The organism is Streptomyces sp. NPDC017520 (genome assembly GCF_044329855.1).
GTDB lineage: Bacteria > Actinomycetota > Actinomycetes > Streptomycetales > Streptomycetaceae > Streptomyces.
Window position 1 is genome coordinate 306,700 of sequence record NZ_JBIRKB010000007.1, and the last position, 19,111, is coordinate 325,810.

Annotated in this window: 16 protein-coding genes and 2 tRNA genes; 8 read left to right on the forward strand and 10 right to left on the reverse strand. The window is 70.5% G+C overall.

Annotation, left to right across the window (positions count from 1 at the left end):
- Nucleotides 1-85: 85 nt before the first annotated feature.
- The 4 genes from ACH4KB_RS19415 to ACH4KB_RS19430 all read right to left on the reverse strand — a co-directional run bounded on the left by ACH4KB_RS19415 (nt 86) and on the right by ACH4KB_RS19430 (nt 3,396).
- Complete coding sequence (locus tag ACH4KB_RS19415) at nt 86-769, reverse strand: ATP-dependent Clp protease proteolytic subunit (protein ID WP_007448931.1); 684 nt, start codon at nt 767-769, stop codon at nt 86-88.
- 82 nt (nt 770-851) lie between these two features.
- Nucleotides 852-1,457 (reverse strand): ATP-dependent Clp protease proteolytic subunit, encoded by a 606-nt coding sequence (locus ACH4KB_RS19420; RefSeq protein WP_169808568.1) that lies wholly within the window; start codon nt 1,455-1,457, stop codon nt 852-854.
- A 311-nt stretch (nt 1,458-1,768) separates the two neighbouring features.
- A complete protein-coding gene (gene tig, locus ACH4KB_RS19425; protein WP_398067106.1) occupies nt 1,769-3,169 on the reverse strand; it encodes a trigger factor in 1,401 nt (466 codons plus the stop codon).
- Nucleotides 3,170-3,319: 150 nt separating this feature from the next.
- Nucleotides 3,320-3,396 (reverse strand) — tRNA-Pro (locus ACH4KB_RS19430).
- Nucleotides 3,397-3,574: 178 nt separating this feature from the next.
- Between ACH4KB_RS19430 and ACH4KB_RS19435 the strand changes: the two genes are divergently transcribed.
- A tRNA-Gly gene (locus tag ACH4KB_RS19435) sits at nt 3,575-3,648 on the forward strand.
- 118 nt (nt 3,649-3,766) lie between these two features.
- Here ACH4KB_RS19435 and ACH4KB_RS19440 read toward each other — a convergent pair.
- Nucleotides 3,767-3,961 (reverse strand): hypothetical protein, encoded by a 195-nt coding sequence (locus ACH4KB_RS19440; protein WP_398067107.1) that lies wholly within the window; start codon nt 3,959-3,961, stop codon nt 3,767-3,769.
- Between the two features lie 524 nt (nt 3,962-4,485).
- On the opposite strand from ACH4KB_RS19440, the gene ACH4KB_RS19445 reads away from it, so the two are divergent.
- On the forward strand, nt 4,486-5,664 hold the full coding sequence (locus tag ACH4KB_RS19445; RefSeq protein WP_398067108.1) for an acyltransferase family protein: 1,179 nt from the start codon (nt 4,486-4,488) through the stop codon (nt 5,662-5,664).
- 89 nt (nt 5,665-5,753) lie between these two features.
- On the opposite strand, the gene ACH4KB_RS19450 is transcribed toward ACH4KB_RS19445, so the two are convergent.
- Nucleotides 5,754-6,254 (reverse strand): HD domain-containing protein, encoded by a 501-nt coding sequence (locus ACH4KB_RS19450; RefSeq protein WP_398067109.1) that lies wholly within the window; start codon nt 6,252-6,254, stop codon nt 5,754-5,756.
- Nucleotides 6,255-6,537: 283 nt separating this feature from the next.
- On the opposite strand from ACH4KB_RS19450, the gene ACH4KB_RS19455 reads away from it, so the two are divergent.
- Complete coding sequence (locus ACH4KB_RS19455) at nt 6,538-7,722, forward strand: cation:proton antiporter (protein WP_398067110.1); 1,185 nt, start codon at nt 6,538-6,540, stop codon at nt 7,720-7,722.
- 202 nt (nt 7,723-7,924) lie between these two features.
- On the opposite strand, the gene ACH4KB_RS19460 is transcribed toward ACH4KB_RS19455, so the two are convergent.
- The 3 genes from ACH4KB_RS19460 to ACH4KB_RS19470 form a co-directional block, all read right to left on the reverse strand.
- On the reverse strand, nt 7,925-9,070 hold the full coding sequence (locus ACH4KB_RS19460) for a PP2C family protein-serine/threonine phosphatase (protein WP_398067111.1): 1,146 nt from the start codon (nt 9,068-9,070) through the stop codon (nt 7,925-7,927).
- A 132-nt stretch (nt 9,071-9,202) separates the two neighbouring features.
- Complete coding sequence (locus ACH4KB_RS19465; protein WP_398067112.1) at nt 9,203-10,027, reverse strand: Fpg/Nei family DNA glycosylase; 825 nt, start codon at nt 10,025-10,027, stop codon at nt 9,203-9,205.
- A gap of 140 nt (nt 10,028-10,167) precedes the next feature.
- Nucleotides 10,168-10,656: a ribose-5-phosphate isomerase gene (locus ACH4KB_RS19470; protein ID WP_265601637.1), complete on the reverse strand. Its 489-nt coding sequence runs from the start codon at nt 10,654-10,656 to the stop codon at nt 10,168-10,170.
- Nucleotides 10,657-10,880: 224 nt separating this feature from the next.
- Between ACH4KB_RS19470 and ACH4KB_RS19475 the strand changes: the two genes are divergently transcribed.
- Together ACH4KB_RS19475 and ACH4KB_RS19480 are read left to right on the forward strand one after the other, a co-directional pair.
- Complete coding sequence (locus ACH4KB_RS19475; RefSeq protein WP_398067113.1) at nt 10,881-12,314, forward strand: amino acid permease; 1,434 nt, start codon at nt 10,881-10,883, stop codon at nt 12,312-12,314.
- Nucleotides 12,315-12,424: 110 nt separating this feature from the next.
- Complete coding sequence (locus tag ACH4KB_RS19480; RefSeq protein ID WP_398067114.1) at nt 12,425-13,735, forward strand: FAD-binding oxidoreductase; 1,311 nt, start codon at nt 12,425-12,427, stop codon at nt 13,733-13,735.
- Nucleotide 13,736: 1 nt separating this feature from the next.
- Here ACH4KB_RS19480 and ACH4KB_RS19485 read toward each other — a convergent pair whose 3' ends face one another.
- Nucleotides 13,737-14,330, reverse strand: coding sequence for a biotin transporter BioY (locus ACH4KB_RS19485; RefSeq protein ID WP_398067115.1), 594 nt, complete (start codon nt 14,328-14,330; stop codon nt 13,737-13,739).
- A 347-nt stretch (nt 14,331-14,677) separates the two neighbouring features.
- Here ACH4KB_RS19485 and ACH4KB_RS19490 point away from each other — a divergent pair, with 347 nt between their 5' ends.
- From ACH4KB_RS19490 to ACH4KB_RS19500, 3 genes are all read left to right on the forward strand, one after another.
- Nucleotides 14,678-16,144 carry an amino acid permease gene (locus tag ACH4KB_RS19490; protein ID WP_398067116.1) on the forward strand — a complete coding sequence of 489 codons (1,467 nt, stop codon included), beginning with the start codon at nt 14,678-14,680 and terminating at the stop codon, nt 16,142-16,144.
- 120 nt (nt 16,145-16,264) lie between these two features.
- The gene (locus ACH4KB_RS19495; RefSeq protein ID WP_398067117.1) at nt 16,265-17,725 is read left to right on the forward strand and encodes an amino acid permease; all 1,461 of its coding nucleotides are present in this window, start codon (nt 16,265-16,267) and stop codon (nt 17,723-17,725) included.
- Between the two features lie 305 nt (nt 17,726-18,030).
- Nucleotides 18,031-19,098, forward strand: a complete 1,068-nt coding sequence (locus tag ACH4KB_RS19500; protein WP_398067118.1) for a glycerophosphodiester phosphodiesterase family protein — start codon at nt 18,031-18,033, stop codon at nt 19,096-19,098.
- The last annotated feature ends 13 nt before the right edge of the window (nt 19,099-19,111 follow it).

Consider the following 19,111-nt stretch of genomic DNA (forward strand, 5'->3'; position numbering starts at 1 on the left):
CCTGGGCCCCCGTTCGGGCCCCCCTTGGCACGGTTCACACGGCCGTGGCCGCGCAAACGGAATGTGCCAAGGGGAAAGACCGACGTCAGAGCGATGCGCCCGCGGTGGTCTTGCGGGTGCTAACGATCTGGTCCACCAGACCGTACGCCAGGGCGTCCTCGGCCGTGAGGATCTTGTCGCGCTCGATGTCCTCGCTGATCTTCTCCAGCGGGGTCGTCGAGTGCCGGGCCAGCATCTGCTCCAGCTGCGTGCGCATCCGGAGGATCTCGTTGGCCGCGATCTCCAGGTCGGAGAGCTGCTCGCGGCCCGTCTGCGAGGACGGCTGGTGGATGAGCACCCGGGCGTGCGGGAGCGCCATGCGCTTGCCCGGGGTGCCCGCGGCGAGCAGGACCGCGGCGGCGGAGGCCGCCTGACCCATGCAGACCGTCTGGATGTCCGGCTTCACGAACTGCATCGTGTCGTAGATCGCGGTGAGCGCGGTGAACGAGCCGCCGGGGCTGTTGATGTAGATCGAGATGTCGCGGTCGGGGTCCATCGACTCCAGGCACAGCAGCTGCGCCATGACGTCGTTGGCCGAGGCGTCGTCGATCTGGACGCCCAGGAAGATCACGCGCTCCTCGAAGAGCTTCGCGTACGGGTCGTACTCGCGCACGCCCTGCGAGGTGCGCTCCACGAAGCGCGGGACGACGTAGCGGTTGTCCACCTGCGGGCCGGTGTAGAGGCCGCTCGCGGAGGCGCCGGAGAAGTTGTTCATGTGGGTGTTCACCATCCTGGTGGCGTTCTGTGGGCTGGAGGTCTCGGCGTGCGAGAGGCGTGCGGGAGGTGGTGCGGCCGGTCCGGTGGGAACCGGATCAGGCACCGGTGCCGCCGCCGCCCGGGATGCCCGACGCGACCGTGATGATCTCGTCGATGAGGCCGTAGTCCTTGGCCTCCTCCGCCGTGTACCAGCGGTCGCGGTCGCCGTCGCGGATGATCGTCTCGACGGTCTGGCCGGAGTGGCGGGCGGTGATCTCCGCCATGCGCGTCTTGGTGCGGAGCAGGTACTGGGCCTGGATCTTGATGTCCGAGGCCGTTCCGCCGATGCCGGCCGAACCCTGGTGCATGAGGATGTCGGTGTTCGGGAGCGCGAAGCGCTTGCCCGCGGCGCCGCCGGTGAGCAGGAACTGGCCCATGGAGGCGGCCATGCCCATGCCGATGGTGACGACGTCGTTCGGGATGTACTGCATGGTGTCGTAGACCGCCATGCCGGCCGTCACCGAACCACCGGGGCTGTTGATGTAGAGGTAGATGTCCTTGTCGGGCTCTGCGGCAAGGAGGAGGAGCTGTGCGGTGATCTTGTTGGCGATGTCATCGTCGACCTGCTGACCGAGGAAGATGATGCGCTCGCCGAGCAGTCGGCTGTAGACCTGGTCACCGAGGCCTCCACCGAGGGACGGCTCTCCGGCGGCGTAGGGCATCAGATTCGTCACGTATCCACCTGCTCGTCTCTGACGGCTCCGGCCGTCTCAGCGTCTTCGTACCGGGCGGGTGAAGTCACTGCCCCACCCTTCCTCTTCATGGACCCTAACGCGCAGGTGGGACAACGCCATCCCGCTTCCGCAACTGTTCGCTGGGAGCGCAAGGTCCGCAGTGGGCACAAGGGTTCCGGGGCTCGCACAGCGATACGGCGCTCCACCCCGCGATACGGCGACGGGCCCCGGACGCGTGGAGCGTCCGGGGCCCGTCGTACCGGTCGGCGCGAAGGCCGCCCTGGGGATCGGGACGAGGCTCAGGCCTCGTTCTTCTCCTCGGCCTTGTCCTCGGTGGCGGCCTCCGCGGGCGCCTCCGTGGTCTCGGCGGTGGCCTCGGCGGCCTCTTCCTCGTCCTCCAGGTCGACGACCTCACCGTTGGTGTCGACGACCTTGGCGGCCTCGACGACGACGGCGAGCGCCTTGCCGCGGGCGACCTCGCCGACGAGCATCGGCACCTGGCCACCCTCGACGACGGCCTGGGCGAACTGGTCGGGGCTCATGCCGGAGGAAGCGGCGCGCCGCATGAGGTGCTCGGTGAGCTCCTCCTGGTTGACGTTCAGCTTCTCCTTGTTGACGAGCTCGTCAAGGATGAACTGGGTCTTGATGCCCTTGATGGCCTGCTCGGAGGTCTCGTTCTCGAACTCCTCCAGCGTCTTGCCCTGGATTTCGAGGTACTTCTCGAGGTCGAGACCCATCTGACCGAGCTGGTGGTGCTCCAGGTTGTGCTTGCGGGTCTGGACCTCGTCCGCGAGCAGCTTCTCCGGGATCGGGACCTCGGCGAGCTTCAGCAGCTCCTCCAGGACGCGCTCCTGGGCCTGGGTGGCCTGGTCGTACTGCTTGGTGGTCTCCAGGCGCTTGCGGCTGTCGGCCTTCAGCTCCTCCAGCGTGTCGAACTCGCTGGCCATCTGGGCGAAGTCGTCGTCCAGCTCGGGGAGCTCACGGGCGGCGACGGCGGTGACCTTGACGGTGACCTCGGCGGCCTTGCCCTCGGCGGAGCCGCCCTTCAGCTCGGAGGTGAAGGTGGCCTCGCCACCGGCCTCCAGGCCGGTCACGGCCTCGTCGATGCCGTCGAGGAGCTCGCCGGAACCGATGGTGTACGAGACACCGTCGGCCACGCCGTCCTCCAGGACCTCGCCGTCGACCTTGGCCTCCAGGTCGATCGTGACGACGTCGCCTTCGGCGGCGGCGCGCTCGACCGGGTTGGTGGCGGCGAAGCGCTCACGGAGCTGCTCCACGGCCTTCTCGACCTCTTCGTCGGTGACCTCAAGGGCGTCGACGGTGACCTCGATGCCGGAGTAGTCCGGGATCTCGATCTCGGGGCGTACGTCAACCTCGGCGGTGAAGGCCAGCAGCTCGCCGTCCTTCAGCTCGGTGATGTCGACCTCGGGCTGGCCGAGGACGTTCAGCTCACCCTCGTTGACCGCCTCGGTGTAGAACTTCGGGAGGGCGTCGTTGACGGCCTCCTCCAGCACCGCACCGCGGCCGAACCGCTGGTCGATGACCCGGGCGGGGATCTTGCCCTTGCGGAAGCCCTTCACCGTGACCTGCTGGTTGATCTTCTTGTACGCCGCGTCGAGGCTGTCCTTGAGCTCCTCGAAGGGCACCTCAATGCTGAGCCGAACCCGGGTCGGGTTCAGGGTCTCCACGGCGCTCTTCACGGTTCGGTCTCCTTGGTGGCTGACTTCTTGGGGTTCTGCTGGGCCGCCGATTGGCGGCTTCGCGGACCGAGCCCGGTACATCAGACACACGGGCACGCATTTTGCATAGTAACGGCAAGGGGGATGACTCCCACAATGCGATCTTGCTGGTGGTCGGGGTGGCCGGATTCGAACCGACGACCTTCCGCTCCCAAAGCGGACGCGCTACCAAGCTGCGCCACACCCCGTCGGTGCGACACGTAGGGTACATGCACCGGAGCCGTGGTTCCGCCGCTTTACGGAGCGGCGTCAGGGGGTCCGGTCCGCGACCGGGCCGACGGCCGGCACAACGGGTGTGCGGGCACCGCCGCCGACCCGCTACGATGCTCTTCGTGCCGCGGTTCACGGACCTGCGGTGCGACGCTTGCGGGCGTAGCTCAATGGTAGAGCCCTAGTCTTCCAAACTAGCTACGCGGGTTCGATTCCCGTCGCCCGCTCCACGCAGTCGAGGGCCGGGCCGGAGGGATGATCCTCCGGCCCGGCCCTCGTGCGTCGTGGTGCTTCCTGCGTTGTGGTGCTTCGGCAGGCCGGCCCGGGGCCCAGCAGCCGGCCCCGGCCTCAGAAGCTGATCTGGTTGATGGTGTCGGCTATCGAGTTCATGAACCTGTTGATCGACGGCGCCATGCCGGTCGATGCCAGGAAGAAGCCGAAGAGCACGGCGACGATCGCGGGACCGGCCTTGATGGAGCCCCCACGGATCATTACCACCAGGATGACCGCGAACAGCAGCACCATAGACAGTGAAACAGCCACGTCTGATCACACCCTCGGTCGGTCCGCCTTGCCGGCCCGGAAGCGTGCACCACCGCGCGCCCCGTCGCCCCCATCGTGCCACCAACTGCCCCGTGCTTGCTGCCGGGTGACGGAACGGACGGACGGGATCCCGCCATCCTTCACGGGACGGCGCCACCCCCGCGGCAACGGCGCCACCCCCGCGACAGGCCCGGCAGAACGCCCGCCCCGCACCGTGCCGTGCCGGGGAAGCGGCGGGAGCCGCGGGGCCCTCGCACCACCTGTGCGCCGGCTGTGGAATTCCTGCGGCCGAATATCCACCACGTCGATCGTTTCCGCATCCCCACACTTCATTCACAGACAATTGACCGCGTGGATGCGACGTAATTCACTCCCCCCAACACCCTGTCGATATGCCCCATTCAAGCGGGATCAAATAGGTCATAGCGGGCGGTGTTCGACGGTTTCACATTCGAATAGAGGGGAACACGCGATATCTCCCCGCAGTTTTACGCGAGGCAATCGACCGGTCTAAGGTGCCTGAGATGTTCCAAGCTCCGAGCGTATTTCAGAGGGCCCCGCTCCCCCCGGCGACCCGGGAGTCGGAGCCCAGACCCGAGCAGACGCTCACCGCCACCGCCACCGCCACCGCACCCCGGCCCACCCCCGGGCCCAGCGTTCAGGACGCCGCCGCTCCGGCGCCCGTGGCGGCGAAGAAGCGCGATCCCTACTTCGACAATGTGAAGTATCTGGCCATCGTTCTCGTGGCGGTGGCGCACGCCTGGGAACCCGTGATGGACGGCAGCCGCGCCACCCGGGCGCTGTACATGATCGTGTACACGTTCCACATGCCGGCCTTCATCCTCATCTCCGGCTATTTCTCCCGCTCGTTCGACATGACGCCGTCCAAGGTGAAGCGGCTGATCACCTCGGTCGCGGTGCCGTACGTGCTGTTCGAGACGGCCTATTCGCTCTTCAAGCGGTACGCGGACGATTCGCCCGACATGGCGATCAGCCTGATCGACCCCTTCTTCCTGACCTGGTTCCTGATCGCCCTCTTCATCTGGCGGGTGACCACGCCGATCTGGCGCACGCTGCGCCATCCGCTGCTGGTGGCGCTCGCCATCGCCGTGCTCGCCTCCGTCTCCCCCGAGATCGGGGACGACCTCGACCTCCAGCGGGTGCTGCAGTTCCTGCCGTTCTTCGTGCTCGGCCTGCTGATGAAGCCCGAGCACTTCCAGCTGGTCAGGCGGCGCGAGGTGCGGCTGCTGTCGCTGCCGCTGTTCGCCGGTGCGCTGCTCTTCGCGTACTGGATGGCCCCGCGCATGCAGCTCGGCTGGTTCTACCGCGCCAACAGCGCGCAGGAGATGGACGCGCCGTGGTGGTCCGGCGCGGTGATGACGCTCGCGATGTTCGGCTGCGCCCTGGCGCTGACGGTCGGCTTCCTGGCCTGGGTGCCCGGCCGGGCCCGGTGGTTCACGGCGCTCGGCGCCGGCACGATCTGCGGCTACCTGCTGCACGGCTTCCTGGTCAAGGGGGCCGAGTACGCGGGTCTGTTCGACCGCCACACCTGGCTCTCCGACCCGGTCGGGCTGGTCGTCGTCTCGCTCACAGCGGCGGCGGCGGTAACGCTCATGTGCACCCCATGGGTGGGTCGCGCCCTGAAGTGGGCCACCGAGCCGGACCTGAAGCGGGCGTTCCGGAAGGACCCCGCGGGGCGCTGAGCCCCCTGGCGGCCCGGCCGTTCACGGAACGGCCGGGCCGCCCCCTCACCGTTCTCCCTGATCCACCCGCCGGACCGGCCGCGGGTGGATCAGTGCGTCTCCGGGTTGGCCGGATTCTTTCGGTCCGGGGGTGATTCGTCGTCGGCCGGCCCCAACAGCTCGCGTACCTGCGCATATTTCGCCGTCAGTCGGGTACGGGTCGCCGCGTCCAGGACCGCGAGACGCTCGGGATCCGCGTTGTGGGCGAGGTCCGCCTCCTTGACGAGCAGCGCGCCCGGAGTGGCCAGGATCCGCGCGGCGTACGAGGACAGCTCCTCGCCCGGCCTCTTGGTCACCGCCAGGACCATGTCCTTCACCTCCTGCGGCAGGGCCGCGGCGGCCAGCCACTCCGCCGGGAGCGCGGCGTCCTCGATCGCGTCGTGCAGCCAGGCCGCCGCGATCTGCCCGTCGTCGCCGCCGCGCAACCGCACTCCTTCGGCCACCGCCGCCAGGTGTTCCGCGTACGGACGGCCCGCCTTGTCGGTCTGGAGCGCATGGGCCTCGCGGGCGATGGCCTCCACCTCGGCGAGGCTCAGATCGTGTCCAGTCATGGACCGACCCTACGGCCGCGCGCGGCAGGGCTGCCGGGGCCGGGTCCGAGCCGATTCCGGGGGCGGCGCCGAACTCGCGTCGTCCGCAGAGCTGTTGATGCCGTCCCCTGACGATTCCGACAGTGGAAGCAGATCGACAAAAGAGGACAATCCGACAGGCTCATAGTTGCAGGGTCAATCGTTCGGTAAACTAATTACTGATGGATTCTTAACACCCCCTTGACCAGCTCTTGACCGACCCCGAAGGATCAGGCTCATCGGACACGCAGACACCCTTCTCGCCATGGGCGGCGCCTTCCTGGCCGCAGCCGTCCTCGCCCGCCTCGGCGGCCGCATCGGGCTGCCGACGATCCCCTTGTTCATCCTGGCCGGAATCCTCCTGGGCCCGCACACCCCCGGCTACACGCTCCTGAAGAACCCGCACGACCTGGAGATGCTCTCCGCGCTGGGACTCGTCCTCCTGCTCTTCTACCTGGGGCTCGAGTTCCACATGGACGACCTCAGGACGGGCGGCCGGAAGATGGCCATCGCCGGCGGGACGTACCTCGTGCTGAACGTCGGCGCCGGTCTCGCCTTCGGCTTCGCGCTGGGCTGGGGCACGGCGGAGGCGCTGGTCCTCGCCGGTGTCCTCGGCATCTCCTCGTCCGCGATCGTCACCAAGATCCTGGTGGACCTCGGGCGCATCGGGAATCCGGAGACCCGGCCGATCCTCGGCATCATCGTCGTCGAGGACATCTTCCTCGCCCTGTACCTCGCCGCGCTCCAGCCGATCCTGTCCGGTGCGGACAGCCTCTCGGCCGCGCTGCTCGACGGCGGCAAGGCCTTCGGCTTCCTGCTGCTGCTCGCCCTGGCGGCCCGGTTCGGCACGAAGCTCATCGGCAAGCTCATGAACACCAAGGACGACGAGTTGCTCGTCATCTCCTTCCTGGGTGTGGCCGTCTTCGTCGCCGGTGTCTCCGAGATGTTCGGCGTCGCCGACGCGATCGGTGCGTTCATGGTCGGCCTGATGCTCGGCTCCACCTCGTCCGCTGATCGCATCCTGAAGCTGGTCCACCCGCTCCGCGACGCGTTCGGCGCGATCTTCTTCTTCGCCTTCGGCCTCTCCATCGACCCGGGCGACCTCCCGAGCGTGCTGTGGCCGGTGCTGGCCGCCGTGGTGCTGACGCTCGCCATGAACATCGCGGCCGGGCTCGCGGCGGCGAGGGTGTACTCCTTCGGCGCGCAGGCCACGTCCAACATCGCCACCACCCTGGTCGCCCGCGGTGAGTTCGCGCTCATCCTGGCCACGATGGCGGCGGCGGCCGGACTGGACGAGCGGCTCTCGCCGTTCATCGCCGGCTACGTCCTCCTGCTCGCCGTCCTCGCACCGCTGGCCGCCGGACGCTCCCACTGGCTGGCCCGTGTCCTGCCGGGCGACCGCAGGAAGGACGACGACCAGGACCAGAAACAGCTACCGGTGTCGGTCTGAGCGGCGCCGGACGGCGGAGAGGCGCCCCGAAACCCGGTCTCCGGGTGACGGGCGCCTCTCCGCCGTTCGGCGTCCGGTGCCGGGTGACTCGCCGCGTGCGCCGGCCGGTGACGGGCGCTTCGCCGCGTGCGGTGGCCGGTGCCGGGTCACTCGCCGCGTGCGCTGGCCCGCGCCCGGTGCCGGTGTCCCGGCCGAAGGGCGCTCAGGCCCGGCGGGAGAGGAGCAGCAGGGCCCGGTCGTCGTTGACGTCCTTGGCGCAGGCCTCGATCAGATGCCAGGCCGCACCCTCGAAACCGGTGGAGACATAGCGGTCGGCCTCGCCCGTCAGCCGGTCGATGCCCTCGGACATGTCCCGGTCGGAGGCCTCCACCAGACCGTCGGTGAACAGCATCAGGACGTCACCCGGCGCGAGCGATCCCTTCACCGCGTCGAACTCGGCCCCGTCGTAGACGCCGAGCAGGGGCCCCTCCCCGGACTTCTCCTCCCACTGGCCCGTGCCCGCGTGCAGTTGGAGGGCGGGCGGATGACCTGCGGAGAAGATCTCGTAGTCGCCCGATTCCAGGTCCAGCACCAGATGGATCGAGGTGGCGAAGCCCTCGTCCCAGTCCTGGCGCAGCAGGTAGCCGTTGGCGGCGGGCAGGAAGGCGTGCGGGGGCAGCGAGCCGAGCAGCCCGCCGAAGGCGCCGGACAGCAGCAGGGCCCGGGAGCCCGCGTCCATGCCCTTGCCGGAGACGTCGGTGAGGACGGCCTCCAGGGTGCGGCCCCCGTGGGTGCGGGCCGCGACGACGAAGTCCCCGGAGAACGACTGGCCGCCGGCCGGGCGCAGGGCCATCTCGCGGTGCCAGCCCTGGGGCAGCCGGGGCAGGGCGCTCTGGACCCGGATGCGTTCGCGCAGGTCGAAGAGCATCGTGCCGCCGCGCCGCCAGGGCACGCCGACCCGGGCCCGGAACTGGGCCAGGATCAGCCCGAAGAACCCGCAGGCGGCGACCACGAGCACGGTGCCCGGGGTGACCCGGGCGGGGCCGTCCAGGTACGGACCGAGGGTGAGCGCCTCGACGATCAGTGCGCCGGCGGCCGTCGCGTAGAGGCCCAGCAGGCTGGCGGGGCGCAGCAGGAGGCCGCCCGCCACGATGGGCAGGGCGAGGGCGGCCGGGTCGATCCAGACCGGGCTCGCGACGGTGGCGAGGGTGATGGCCGGGATCGTCACCAGCAGGCCGGCCAGGGCGATCCAGTCGGAGCCGTCGCCGCGGAAGTAGTCGACCCCGGATTTGCGCAGGCCGATGCGGGCCCGGTGCAGGTTTCTGCGCCACCGGGCCCCGAAGTCGTCTGCTCCTCCGCTACGGGCCATTGCCGGGACCTTATCGACCCGAACGCCTCCGGTGCAGGGGGACCCCGGTGACAATGCGCTCGAAATGGGGTCGTCCACGCGGCGGGAACCGATTTCGCGTGGCATATGACACGGAATCGCGGGGCCGGGGCGTCAGCCGCCGGAGGGCCCCGGGGGCTGGCAACGGGGGCACCAGAAGAGGTTGCGGGAGACCAGGTCCGCGGTGCGGATCTCCGTACGGCAGATGTGGCAGGGAAGGTTCGCGCGGCGGTAGACGTAGACCTCGCCGCCGTGGTCGTCCTTGCGGGGCGGTCGGCCCATGGCCTCGGGGAGGTGTTCGGGGCGGACGGTGTCGATCCGGTTGTTCCGCACGCCTTCGCGCATCAGCTCCCCCAGGTCCGCCCAGATCGTGTCCCACTCGGCGCGGCTGAGGTCCCGGCCCGTGCGGTAAGGGTCGATGCCATGGCGGAAGAGGACCTCGGCGCGGTACACGTTGCCGACGCCCGCGATGACCTTCTGGTCCATCAGCAGGGCGGCGATGGTGGTCCGGCTGCGGGCGATCCGCCGCCAGGCGCGCTCGCCGTCCTCGTCGCCGCGCAGCGGGTCCGGGCCCAGGCGCTCGTGTATCGCGCGCTTCTCGGGCTCGGTGATCAGGGCGCAGGTGGTGGGGCCGCGCAGATCCGCGTGGTGGCCGGCGTTGACCAGCCGGAGGCGGACCGTGTCCGCGGGCGGCGGGGGCGGGGCGGCGCCGAAGCCGAGCTTGCCGAAGAGGCCGAGGTGGATGTGGACCCAGCCGGTGTCGCCGAAGCCGAGGAAGAGGTGTTTGCCGTGGGCGTCGGTGGCGGTGAGGGTCCGCCCGTCGAGCAGGGCCGCGCTGTCGGCGAACTTGCCCTGCGGGCTGCTCACCCGTACCGGCGCGCCCGCGAACCGTTCGGCGTGGTCGTCGGCGAGGCGCCGGATGGTGTGTCCCTCGGGCACGGCGGGGCTCCTGCTGGAAGGGCGGGCGGCGGTAGGGGCGTGCCCGGCGGCTGGGGCTGTAGGGCCGTGCCGGGCGGTGGCATGGCCGTGCCGCCGGGTCCGGGGCCCGGCGGCACGGGGGGGGAAGAGAGGGGAGCGGGTCAGCCCTGCTGCGGGTGGTGGGCGGGGATCGGGGGGAGCTCGCCGGTGTTCTCGTACGCCGCGAGCATCTCGATGCGGCGCGTGTGGCGCTCCTCGTTCGAGTACGGCGTGGTGAGGAAGATCTCGACGAACTTCGTGGACTCCTCGACCGTGTGCATCCGGCCCCCGATGGCGACGACGTTGGCGTCGTTGTGCTCGCGGCCGAGGGCGGCGGTCTGCTCGCTCCAGGCCAGTGCGGCGCGGACGCCCTTGACCTTGTTGGCGGCGATCTGTTCGCCGTTGCCGGAGCCGCCGATCACGATGCCGAGGCTGTCCGGGTCGGCGGCCGTCTTCTCGGCGGCGCGCAGGCAGAACGGCGGGTAGTCGTCCTGGGCGTCGTAGATGTGGGGGCCGCAGTCGACGGCCTCGTGGCCGTGGGCGCCGAGCCACTCGACGAGGTGGTTCTTGAGTTCGTAGCCGGCATGGTCGGATCCGAGGTACACGCGCATGGTGCGAAGTGTGGCACGAACTTCGCGGGGCAGCGGTCCGGGGGTCGGGGCCTCCCGCCGCGTTCGCTGTGGTCGACACCGTTCGGGCAACGATCAGGCAAACGATCCGAAAGAGGGGGTTCCGCTTCCGTATCCTTCCGGGCTTGAATGCGTGGTCCTGTCTTCGCACCACCCCACGGCGGAGCAGGGCGCACCCTCACGCACCAAACGTAAGGATTCCCCCCATGACGTCGCAGACGACGCTGGCGAAGCCGGGCCAGGAGCCCGGTGAGCCGGACCGGCCGGACTCGTCGGGCGGGCTTCAGGCAGGTCTGAAGAACCGCCACCTCTCGATGATCGCGATCGGCGGTGTGATCGGCGCCGGGCTCTTCGTGGGTTCCAGTGCGGGCATCGCGGCCGCGGGCCCGGCGATTCTGCTGTCGTACGCGATGGTCGGCCTGATGGTCGTCCTCGTGATGCGGATGCTCGGCGAGATGGCCGCCGCCCGGCCGAGCTCCGGCTCCTTCTCCGCCTACGCCGACCAGGGGCTCGGCCGTTGGGCCGGTTTCTCCATCGGCTGGCTCTACTGGTTCTTCTGGGTCGTGGTGCTCGCCGTCGAGGCCACGGCGGGCGCGAAGATCCTGGAGAGCTGGATCCCGGGGGTCCCCCAGTGGGCCTGGGCGCTGATCGTGATGGTCGTGCTGACCGCCACGAACCTGGTCTCGGTGGGCAGTTACGGCGAGTTCGAGTTCTGGTTCGCCGGGATCAAGGTCGTGGCGATCGGCGCGTTCGTGGTCATCGGCTTCCTCGCGGTCTTCGGGTTCCTGCCGGGAGCGGACAACGCGGGATCGGGTCTGGCGCATCTGACGGACAGCGGCGGGTTCTTCCCCGAGGGGCCGGGCGCGATCCTGACCGGTGTGCTGATGGTCGTCTTCTCGTTCATGGGCAGTGAGATCGTGACGCTGGCCGCCGGCGAGTCGTCGGACCCGCAGCGGGCCGTCTCGAAGGCCACCAACAGCGTGATCTGGCGTATCGCCGTCTTCTACCTCGGCTCGATCTTCGTGGTGCTGACGCTGCTGCCGTGGAACGACCCGTCGATCGTCGAGAAGGGCAGCTATGTCGCCGCCCTCGACGTGATCGGGATCCCGCACGCCGGGCAGGTCATGGACTTCATCGTCCTGACGGCCGTGCTGTCCTGCCTCAACTCCGGCCTCTACACCGCCTCCCGGATGGCGTTCTCGCTCGGCGAGCGGGGCGACGCGCCGAAGGCCTTCGCCAAGGTCAACCAGCGCGGTGTGCCGCAGGCGGCGATCCTGTCCTCGGTCGTCTTCGGCTTCGTGGCGGTGTTCTTCAACTACCAGTGGCCCGACACGGTGTTCCAGTTCCTGCTGAACTCCTCCGGCGCGGTCGCGCTCTTCGTGTGGCTGGTCATCTGCTTCACCCAGCTGCGGATGCGCGGGATCATCCTGCGCGAGACCCCCGGCAAGCTGGTCGTACGGATGTGGCTCTTCCCGTACCTCACCTGGGCGACGATCGCGATGATCTCCTTCGTCCTGGTCTACATGCTGACCGACGACGCCGCCCGCGAGCAGGTCGTGCTGTCGTTGCTGGTCGCGGCCCTGGTGGTGGGCATCTCACTGTTCCGGGAGCTGCGCGGTCGCAAGGCCGTCGCCAAGTGATCCGCAGGTGATCCGCACCCGTTCGACCGATACCTGACAGAGGTTGTCAGGTATCCCGGGGAGGCTCTTCCTCGCACCGCCCAAACGCGAGCGAAGGAGAGCCTCCCCCCATGCCGTCCCCGTCCACCGAACCCGCACCCGGGCCCACACCCGCCACCTTCCAGACCGGTTTTCCGATCCGGCCCGACCGGCTGGTCGAGGCCGCCACACCCGACGACGTACGGGAGGCCGTGGCCCACGCCGCCGCGCGCGGGCTCCGCGTCGCCGCGCACGCCACCGGCCACGGGCTGCCCGGGGCGGTCGAGGGCGGCGTCCTCGTCGTCACCCGCGCCCTGGACTCCGTCGCCGTCGACCCGGTCCGCCGCACCGCCCGGATCGGTGCGGGCGCGACCTGGGGCGCGGTGACCGCGGCGGCGGTTCCGCACGGGCTGGCCCCGCTCAACGGCTCGTCGCCGTCGGTGGGCGCGGTCTCGTACACGCTGGGCGGCGGGCTGGGCATCCTGGCCCGGGAGTTCGGGTACGCCGCCGACCATGTGCGGGCGCTGGAGGTGGTGACCGCCGACGGGGTTCTGCGCCGGGTCACGCCGGAGCGCGAGCCGGAGCTGTTCTGGGGGCTGCGCGGCGGCGGGCACCGGCTGGGGGTGGTGACCGCCCTGGAGATCGGCCTGGTGGCGGTCCAGCGGCTGTACGGGGGTGCGATCGCGTTCGCCGGGGAGCGGGCGGCCGAGGTGGTGGGCCGTTACCTGGAGTGGACCCGGACCGTGCCGGAGTCCCTGACGTCCTCGCTGACCGCGCTCGTCCATCCGGACCTGCCACAGCTGCCCGAGGAGTTGCGCGGGCGGTACGTCGTCTCGGTGCGGGTCGCCTTCACGGGGGACGCGGCCGAGGGCGAGCGGCTGGTGGCCCCGCTGCGGGACATCGGTCCGGTGCTCGCGGACTCGTTGCGGGAGATGCCGTACGCCGAGAGCCCCACCATCCACAGCGACCCGCCGTTCCCGCACGCGTACTACGGGGAGGGGCTGATGCTCCGGGAGTTGGACGCGGGGCGGGCTGCCCGGGTGCTGGAGCTGACCGGGCCCGGGGCCCCGATGATGACGGTGGTGCAGCTCAACCATCTCGGCGGGGCGCTGGCCGGGCGGCCGGAGGCGGCCAACGCGGTGCCCCACCGGGACGCGGGCTTCCTGCTGCGGCTGCTGTCGCCGCTGGACGGGACGGACGTGGCGGCGGCGCGCTCGCTGTACGGGGAGGTGTCCGGGGTGCTGGGGCCGCTCGTTCGGGGACGGTCGCTGAACTTCGCCTTCGGCGGAGGGGACCGTACCGCCGGTTTCCATGAGCCGGAAACGGCGAAGAGGCTCGCCGGCCTGGTTTCCCAGTTCGATCCGGCGGGCCTCTTCGGCGGCCCCTACGAGAAGGAGGGGTGAGTCAGCCCCGGCGGCCGAGGATCTTCCAGGCCGCGGGCAGCGCGCCCATGGCCAGCGCCGCCTTGAGAGCGTCGCCGATCAGGAAGGGGACCAGGCCGGCGGCGACGGCGGCGCTCAGCGACATCCCGGTGGACAGCGCGAGGTAGGGCACGCCGATGGCGTAGATGATCGCGGAGCCGAGGACCATCGTGGCCGCGGTGCGCGGCACGGAACGGTCGCCGCCGCGCCGGGCGAGAGCGCCGACGACGGTGGCGGCCAGGAGCATGCCGAAGACGTAGCCCAAGGACGGCATCGACCAGCCCGAGGAGGCCTCGGCGAACCACGGCATGCCGGCCATGCCGACGAGCGCGTACAGCGCGATGGAGAGGAAGCCCCGACGGGCGCCCAGCGCGGTGCCGATGAGGAGCGCGGCGAAGGTCTGCCCGGTGACCGGGACCGGGGAGCCGGGGACCGGGACGGCGATCTGGGCCGCGATGCCGGTCAGGGCGGCGCCGCCGAGGACGAGGGCCGCGTCCACGGCGTAGCGGTGCCGGGCTGCGGGCAGCAGGTCGGCGAGGACCGCTCCGGAGCGGACGGGGGCGGCAGCAGTGCTCATCGGGACTCCGCGGGTGAGGGCAGGTGGGCCGGGACGGCTCCCGCCGGGCAGGGTGGGGTCGGGCTCCCGCCGACGTTAGCCCACGGGTTAACGCTCGATCACCATCAGCCGCCCACAAAGCGGCGGTTGATGCCTTGGTGGGATTCGCACAAAGGCCGGGCCGTAATCACTCTCCCGCGTGACGCTCGTCACGGAGGTGAGGAGCGCCTCGGCGCATTTTGGCGGGGAGCGCGGCGATCGGCGAGACTGTAACTTCCCCATAAACGATCAGCTCGCTCTGGTCGGCCCCCCGAACGACCCGTCGCGACCCGCCACGACCCGCTGATCCGAGAGTGACCCCCTCCCCCATGCACGAGGCCCCTCCCCCCACCCCGGCTTCCACTCCTCCGTCCGCCGCCGTCCCGGCCGAGCCCCTGTCGCACGGGCTCAAGCAGCGTCATCTGACGATGCTGGGGCTCGGTGGGGTGATCGGGGCGGGGCTGTTCGTGGGCTCCGGCGCGGGGATCGCGGTGGCGGGGCCCGCCATCGTCGTCTCGTATCTGATCGCGGGGGTGCTCGCGATGCTGGTGATGCGGATGCTGGGCGAGATGTCCGCCGCGATGCCCGCCTCCGGCTCCTTCTCCGTGCACGCCGAGCGGGCGCTCGGGCGGTGGGCCGGGTTCAGCGTCGGTTGGCTGTACTGGTTCCTGCTGGTGGTGGTCCTCGCCGTGGAGGCGACGGCGGCCGCGCAGATCGCCCATGGCTGGGTGCCGGGCGTCGAACCGTGGGCGTGGGTGCTGCTGTTCATGGTGGTGTTCACCGCCGCGAATCTGACGGCGGTGAAGAACTTCGGCGAGTTCGAGTTCTGGTTCGCCTCCTTGAAGGTCGGCGCGATCGTGGTCTTCCTGGTGCTCGGGCTGCTGGCCGTCCTGGGTTGGCTCCCGGACACCGATCCGGTCGGGATGACCAACCTGACCGGCCAGGGCGGCTTCCTGCCCAACGGCTGGAGCGGGGTCGTCTCCGGCGTGCTGACCGTGGTCTTCGCCTTCGGCGGTCTCGAGGTCGTCACCATCGCCGCCGCCGAGACGGACGACCCGGCACGCGCGGTGGGGCGTGCGGTGCGCAGTGCGGTGGTGCGCATCCTCTTCTTCTACGTCGGCTCGATGCTGGTGATCGTGACCGTGCTGCCGTGGACCGCGCAGCAGGCGGGCCTGAGCCCGTATGTGAAGGTGCTGGACGCGATCGGGGTGCCGTCGGCCGGTCAGATCATGAACATCGTGGTGTTCGTGGCGCTGCTCTCGGCGCTCAACGCCAATCTGTACGGCTCCTCCCGCATGATCTTCTCGCTGGCGGAGCGCGGGGAGGCCCCGCGCGGGCTGCTGAAGGTCTCGCGCGGGAACGCCCCGAAGGGCGCCGACTCCCAGGAGAAGGCGGGTGGTGTGCCGCGCCGGGCGGTGCTGGCGTCGGTGGCCTTCGGCTTCGTCTCCGTGCTGCTCAACCTGGTCTGGCCGGACACGGTGTTCCTCTACATGCTCAACTCGGTCGGCGCGGTGCTGCTGTTCGTGTGGGCGCTGATCGCCGCCTCCCAGCTGCGGCTGCGCGCCCGGCTGGAGCAGGAGGCTCCCGAGGCGCTCGCACTGCGGATGTGGTGCTTCCCGTATCTGACCTGGGTGACGCTGGCCGGGCTGTTCGGGGTGCTGGTGCTGATGCTGACCGACGAGGCGGCGCGCCCGCAGGTGCTGTGGTCGGCCGGGGCGACGGCGTTGGTGCTGCTGGTGGCGGTGGAGCGGCAGCGACGGGAGCAGCGCGGGAAGCCGGCCATTACCGACCGGTAGGCGGGTGTGCACCTTGTGTGAGCCTGGTGACCGTATAGCGGACACCTGTTCCCTGTGAGCGGTGGGGATGCTCAGACTGTGGGCTCATCCCCTGTCTCAGCTACCGAACAGAGCCCGTCCATGCCTCGGACCTCCGCGTCTCCCCCCACCGCTGACTCCGCGGCCCCCGCCGGCCCCTCGGCGGACTCCGCGCTCACCCACGGACTCAAACAGCGTCACCTCTCGATGATCGCCCTCGGCGGGGTGATCGGCGCCGGGCTGTTCGTCGGCTCGGGCGCCGGGATCGCCGCCGCGGGGCCCTCGATCATCGTCGCGTACGCCATCTCCGGGCTGCTCGTCATGATGGTGATGCGCATGCTCGGCGAGATGTCGGCCGCCAATCCGGCGTCCGGTTCCTTCTCCGTGCACGCCGAGCGGGCGATCGGCCCGTGGGCCGGGTTCACCGCGGGCTGGTCCTTCTGGTTCCTGCTCTGCGTCGCCGTGGGCCTGGAGGGCATCGGGGCCGCGCAGATCGTCAGCGGCTGGCTGCCGGGGACGCCCGAGTGGGCCTGGGTCGCCCTGTTCATGGTGATCTTCCTCGGGACGAACCTGGCCGCCGTGAAGAACTTCGGCGAGTTCGAGTTCTGGTTCGCCGCGCTCAAGGTCATCGCGATCACGCTGTTCCTGGTGCTCGGCCTGCTGGCGATCCTCGGCGTGCTGCCCGACACGGAGGCGCCCGGCCTGTCCAACCTCACGGGGGACGGCGGCTTCCTCCCCAAGGGTATGGACGGGTTCATCATCGGACTCCTCGCCTCCGTCTTCGCGTACGGCGGTCTGGAGACCGTCACCATCGCGGCGGCGGAGTCGGAGAACCCGGTGCGGGGCGTCGCGAAGGCGGTCCGTACGGCGATGTGGCGCATCGCGGTGTTCTACATCGGCTCGATGGCGGTCATCGTCACGCTGGTCCCCTGGGACGACCCGAAGGTCGCCGAGGTCGGCCCGTTCTACGCGATGCTCGACCACCTGGGCATCGGGTCCGCCGCGCAGATCATGAACGTGGTCATCCTCGTCGCCCTGCTCTCCGCTATGAACGCCAACATCTACGGCGCGTCCCGCATGGCCCGGTCGCTGGTCGCCCGGGGCCAGGGTCCCGCCGCGCTCGGGAGGATCTCCTCCGGGGTGCCGCGCAACGCCGTGCTGTTCTCCTCGGTCTTCGGCTTCGCGTGCGTACTGCTCAGCTACTGGCGGCCGGACGACGTCTTCCCCTGGCTGCTGAACATGATCGGCGCGGTGATCCTGGTGGTGTGGATCTTCATCGCCGCCTCCCAGCTGATCCTGCGCGGTCGCACCGAACGGGAGGCGCCCGAGAAGCTGGTCGTGCGGATGTGGTTCTTCCCCGTCGGCACGATCGTCGCCCTGGTGGCCATGGTGGGCATCTTCCTGCTGATGCTGCGCCAGCCGGACACCCGGGACCAGCTGCTGGCCACGGGAGCGCTGACCGTGGTGCTGATCGGCATCGGCCTCGTACGCCAGCGGCGGCGGGGCGGCGACAGCGGCACCAGCGGCGACGGCACGGCCGGGATTCCGGCGCAGCGGAAGTAGCTCCCGCTCCCGCACGCCTCGCGGTACCACTTCCCGCACGCCTCGCGGTGCCGGCTCCCGCACGACTCGCGGTACCGGCCCCCCGCACGACTCGCGGCAGCGGTCCGCGCACGACCCCTACGAACGCCGGGCTCCTCCTCGTACGATCGGGGCGGAGCCCGGCGTTTCGGCGTCCGGCGTTCCGGTGTGTGGTTCCGGCGCTGCGTGCACCCGTGACCAACAGGACATCGCAGGGCCGGGTACCGTACGCCGGGCCGTCATCCGCCCTCGCTTCCGTGGTGGCTCCACCCACCCGAGGAGCCGTCATGTCCGTTGCCCCCAGGCGTCGTTCGATCCTCCTGGCCACCGCCGCCGTCACCGCCGCGGCCACCGCCCCGGCCGTCGCCGCCCCCGCCGGCCGGGGCCCCCACCGTCCGTCGGGCCCCCTGGTCATCGGGCATCGCGGGGCGGCGGGCTGGCGGCCCGAGCACACCGCCGACGCGTACACCTATGCCGTACGGGCCGGGGCCGACTGGATCGAGCCGGACCTCGTGCCGACGAAGGACCACGTCCTTGTCGTGCGGCACGAGAACGAGATCGGCGGGACGACGGACGTCGCCGACCGACCCGAGTTCGCGGACCGCCGCACCACGAAGACCGTCGACGGGAAGGCGGTGACCGGCTGGTTCACCGAGGACTTCCACCTGCGCGAGCTGCGGACGCTGCGCACGGTGGAACGGCTCCCGCTGGTCCGCGACCGCAACACGGTCTTCGACGGGCGGGGCTCGGTGATGACCTTCCAGGAGGTGATCGACCTGGCCCGGCGGCTGTCCCGGGAGTCGGGCCGGCGGATCGCGGTGTTCCCGGAGACGAAGCACCCGACGTACTTCCGCTCGATCGGGCTGCCGCTGGAGGAGGAGCTGATCCGGGTGATCCGCCGGAACCGGCTGACCGCCCGGGACTGCGTCGTCCAGTCCTTCGAGCCCGCGAGCCTGCACCGGGTGGCCGCGGCCCGCCTCGGCCTCCCGCTGTGGCAGGCGCTGGGAACGAGCGGCGGCCCGTTCGGCCACGGGGTCACCTACCGGGACATGATGACCCCGGCCGGGCTCCGCGAGATCGCCTCGTACGCGCAGTGGATCGGCCCGGACAAGTCGTCGCTCGTCCCGCCGGGCACCCTGCTGGCGGACGCCCACGCGGCGGGCCTGAAGGTCGGCGCGTACACCTTCCGGGCGGAGAACCAGTACCTCCCGGCCGCGTACCGCCGGGGCAGTGCGCCCACCGCCTTCGGTGACGCGTTCGCCGAGTACGCCTTCCACTACGGGCAGGGCGTGGACGCGGTGGTGACCGACTTCCCGGACCTCGCGGTGCAGGCCAGGGACGACCTGCGGGCGTAACTCCCGGCGGGCG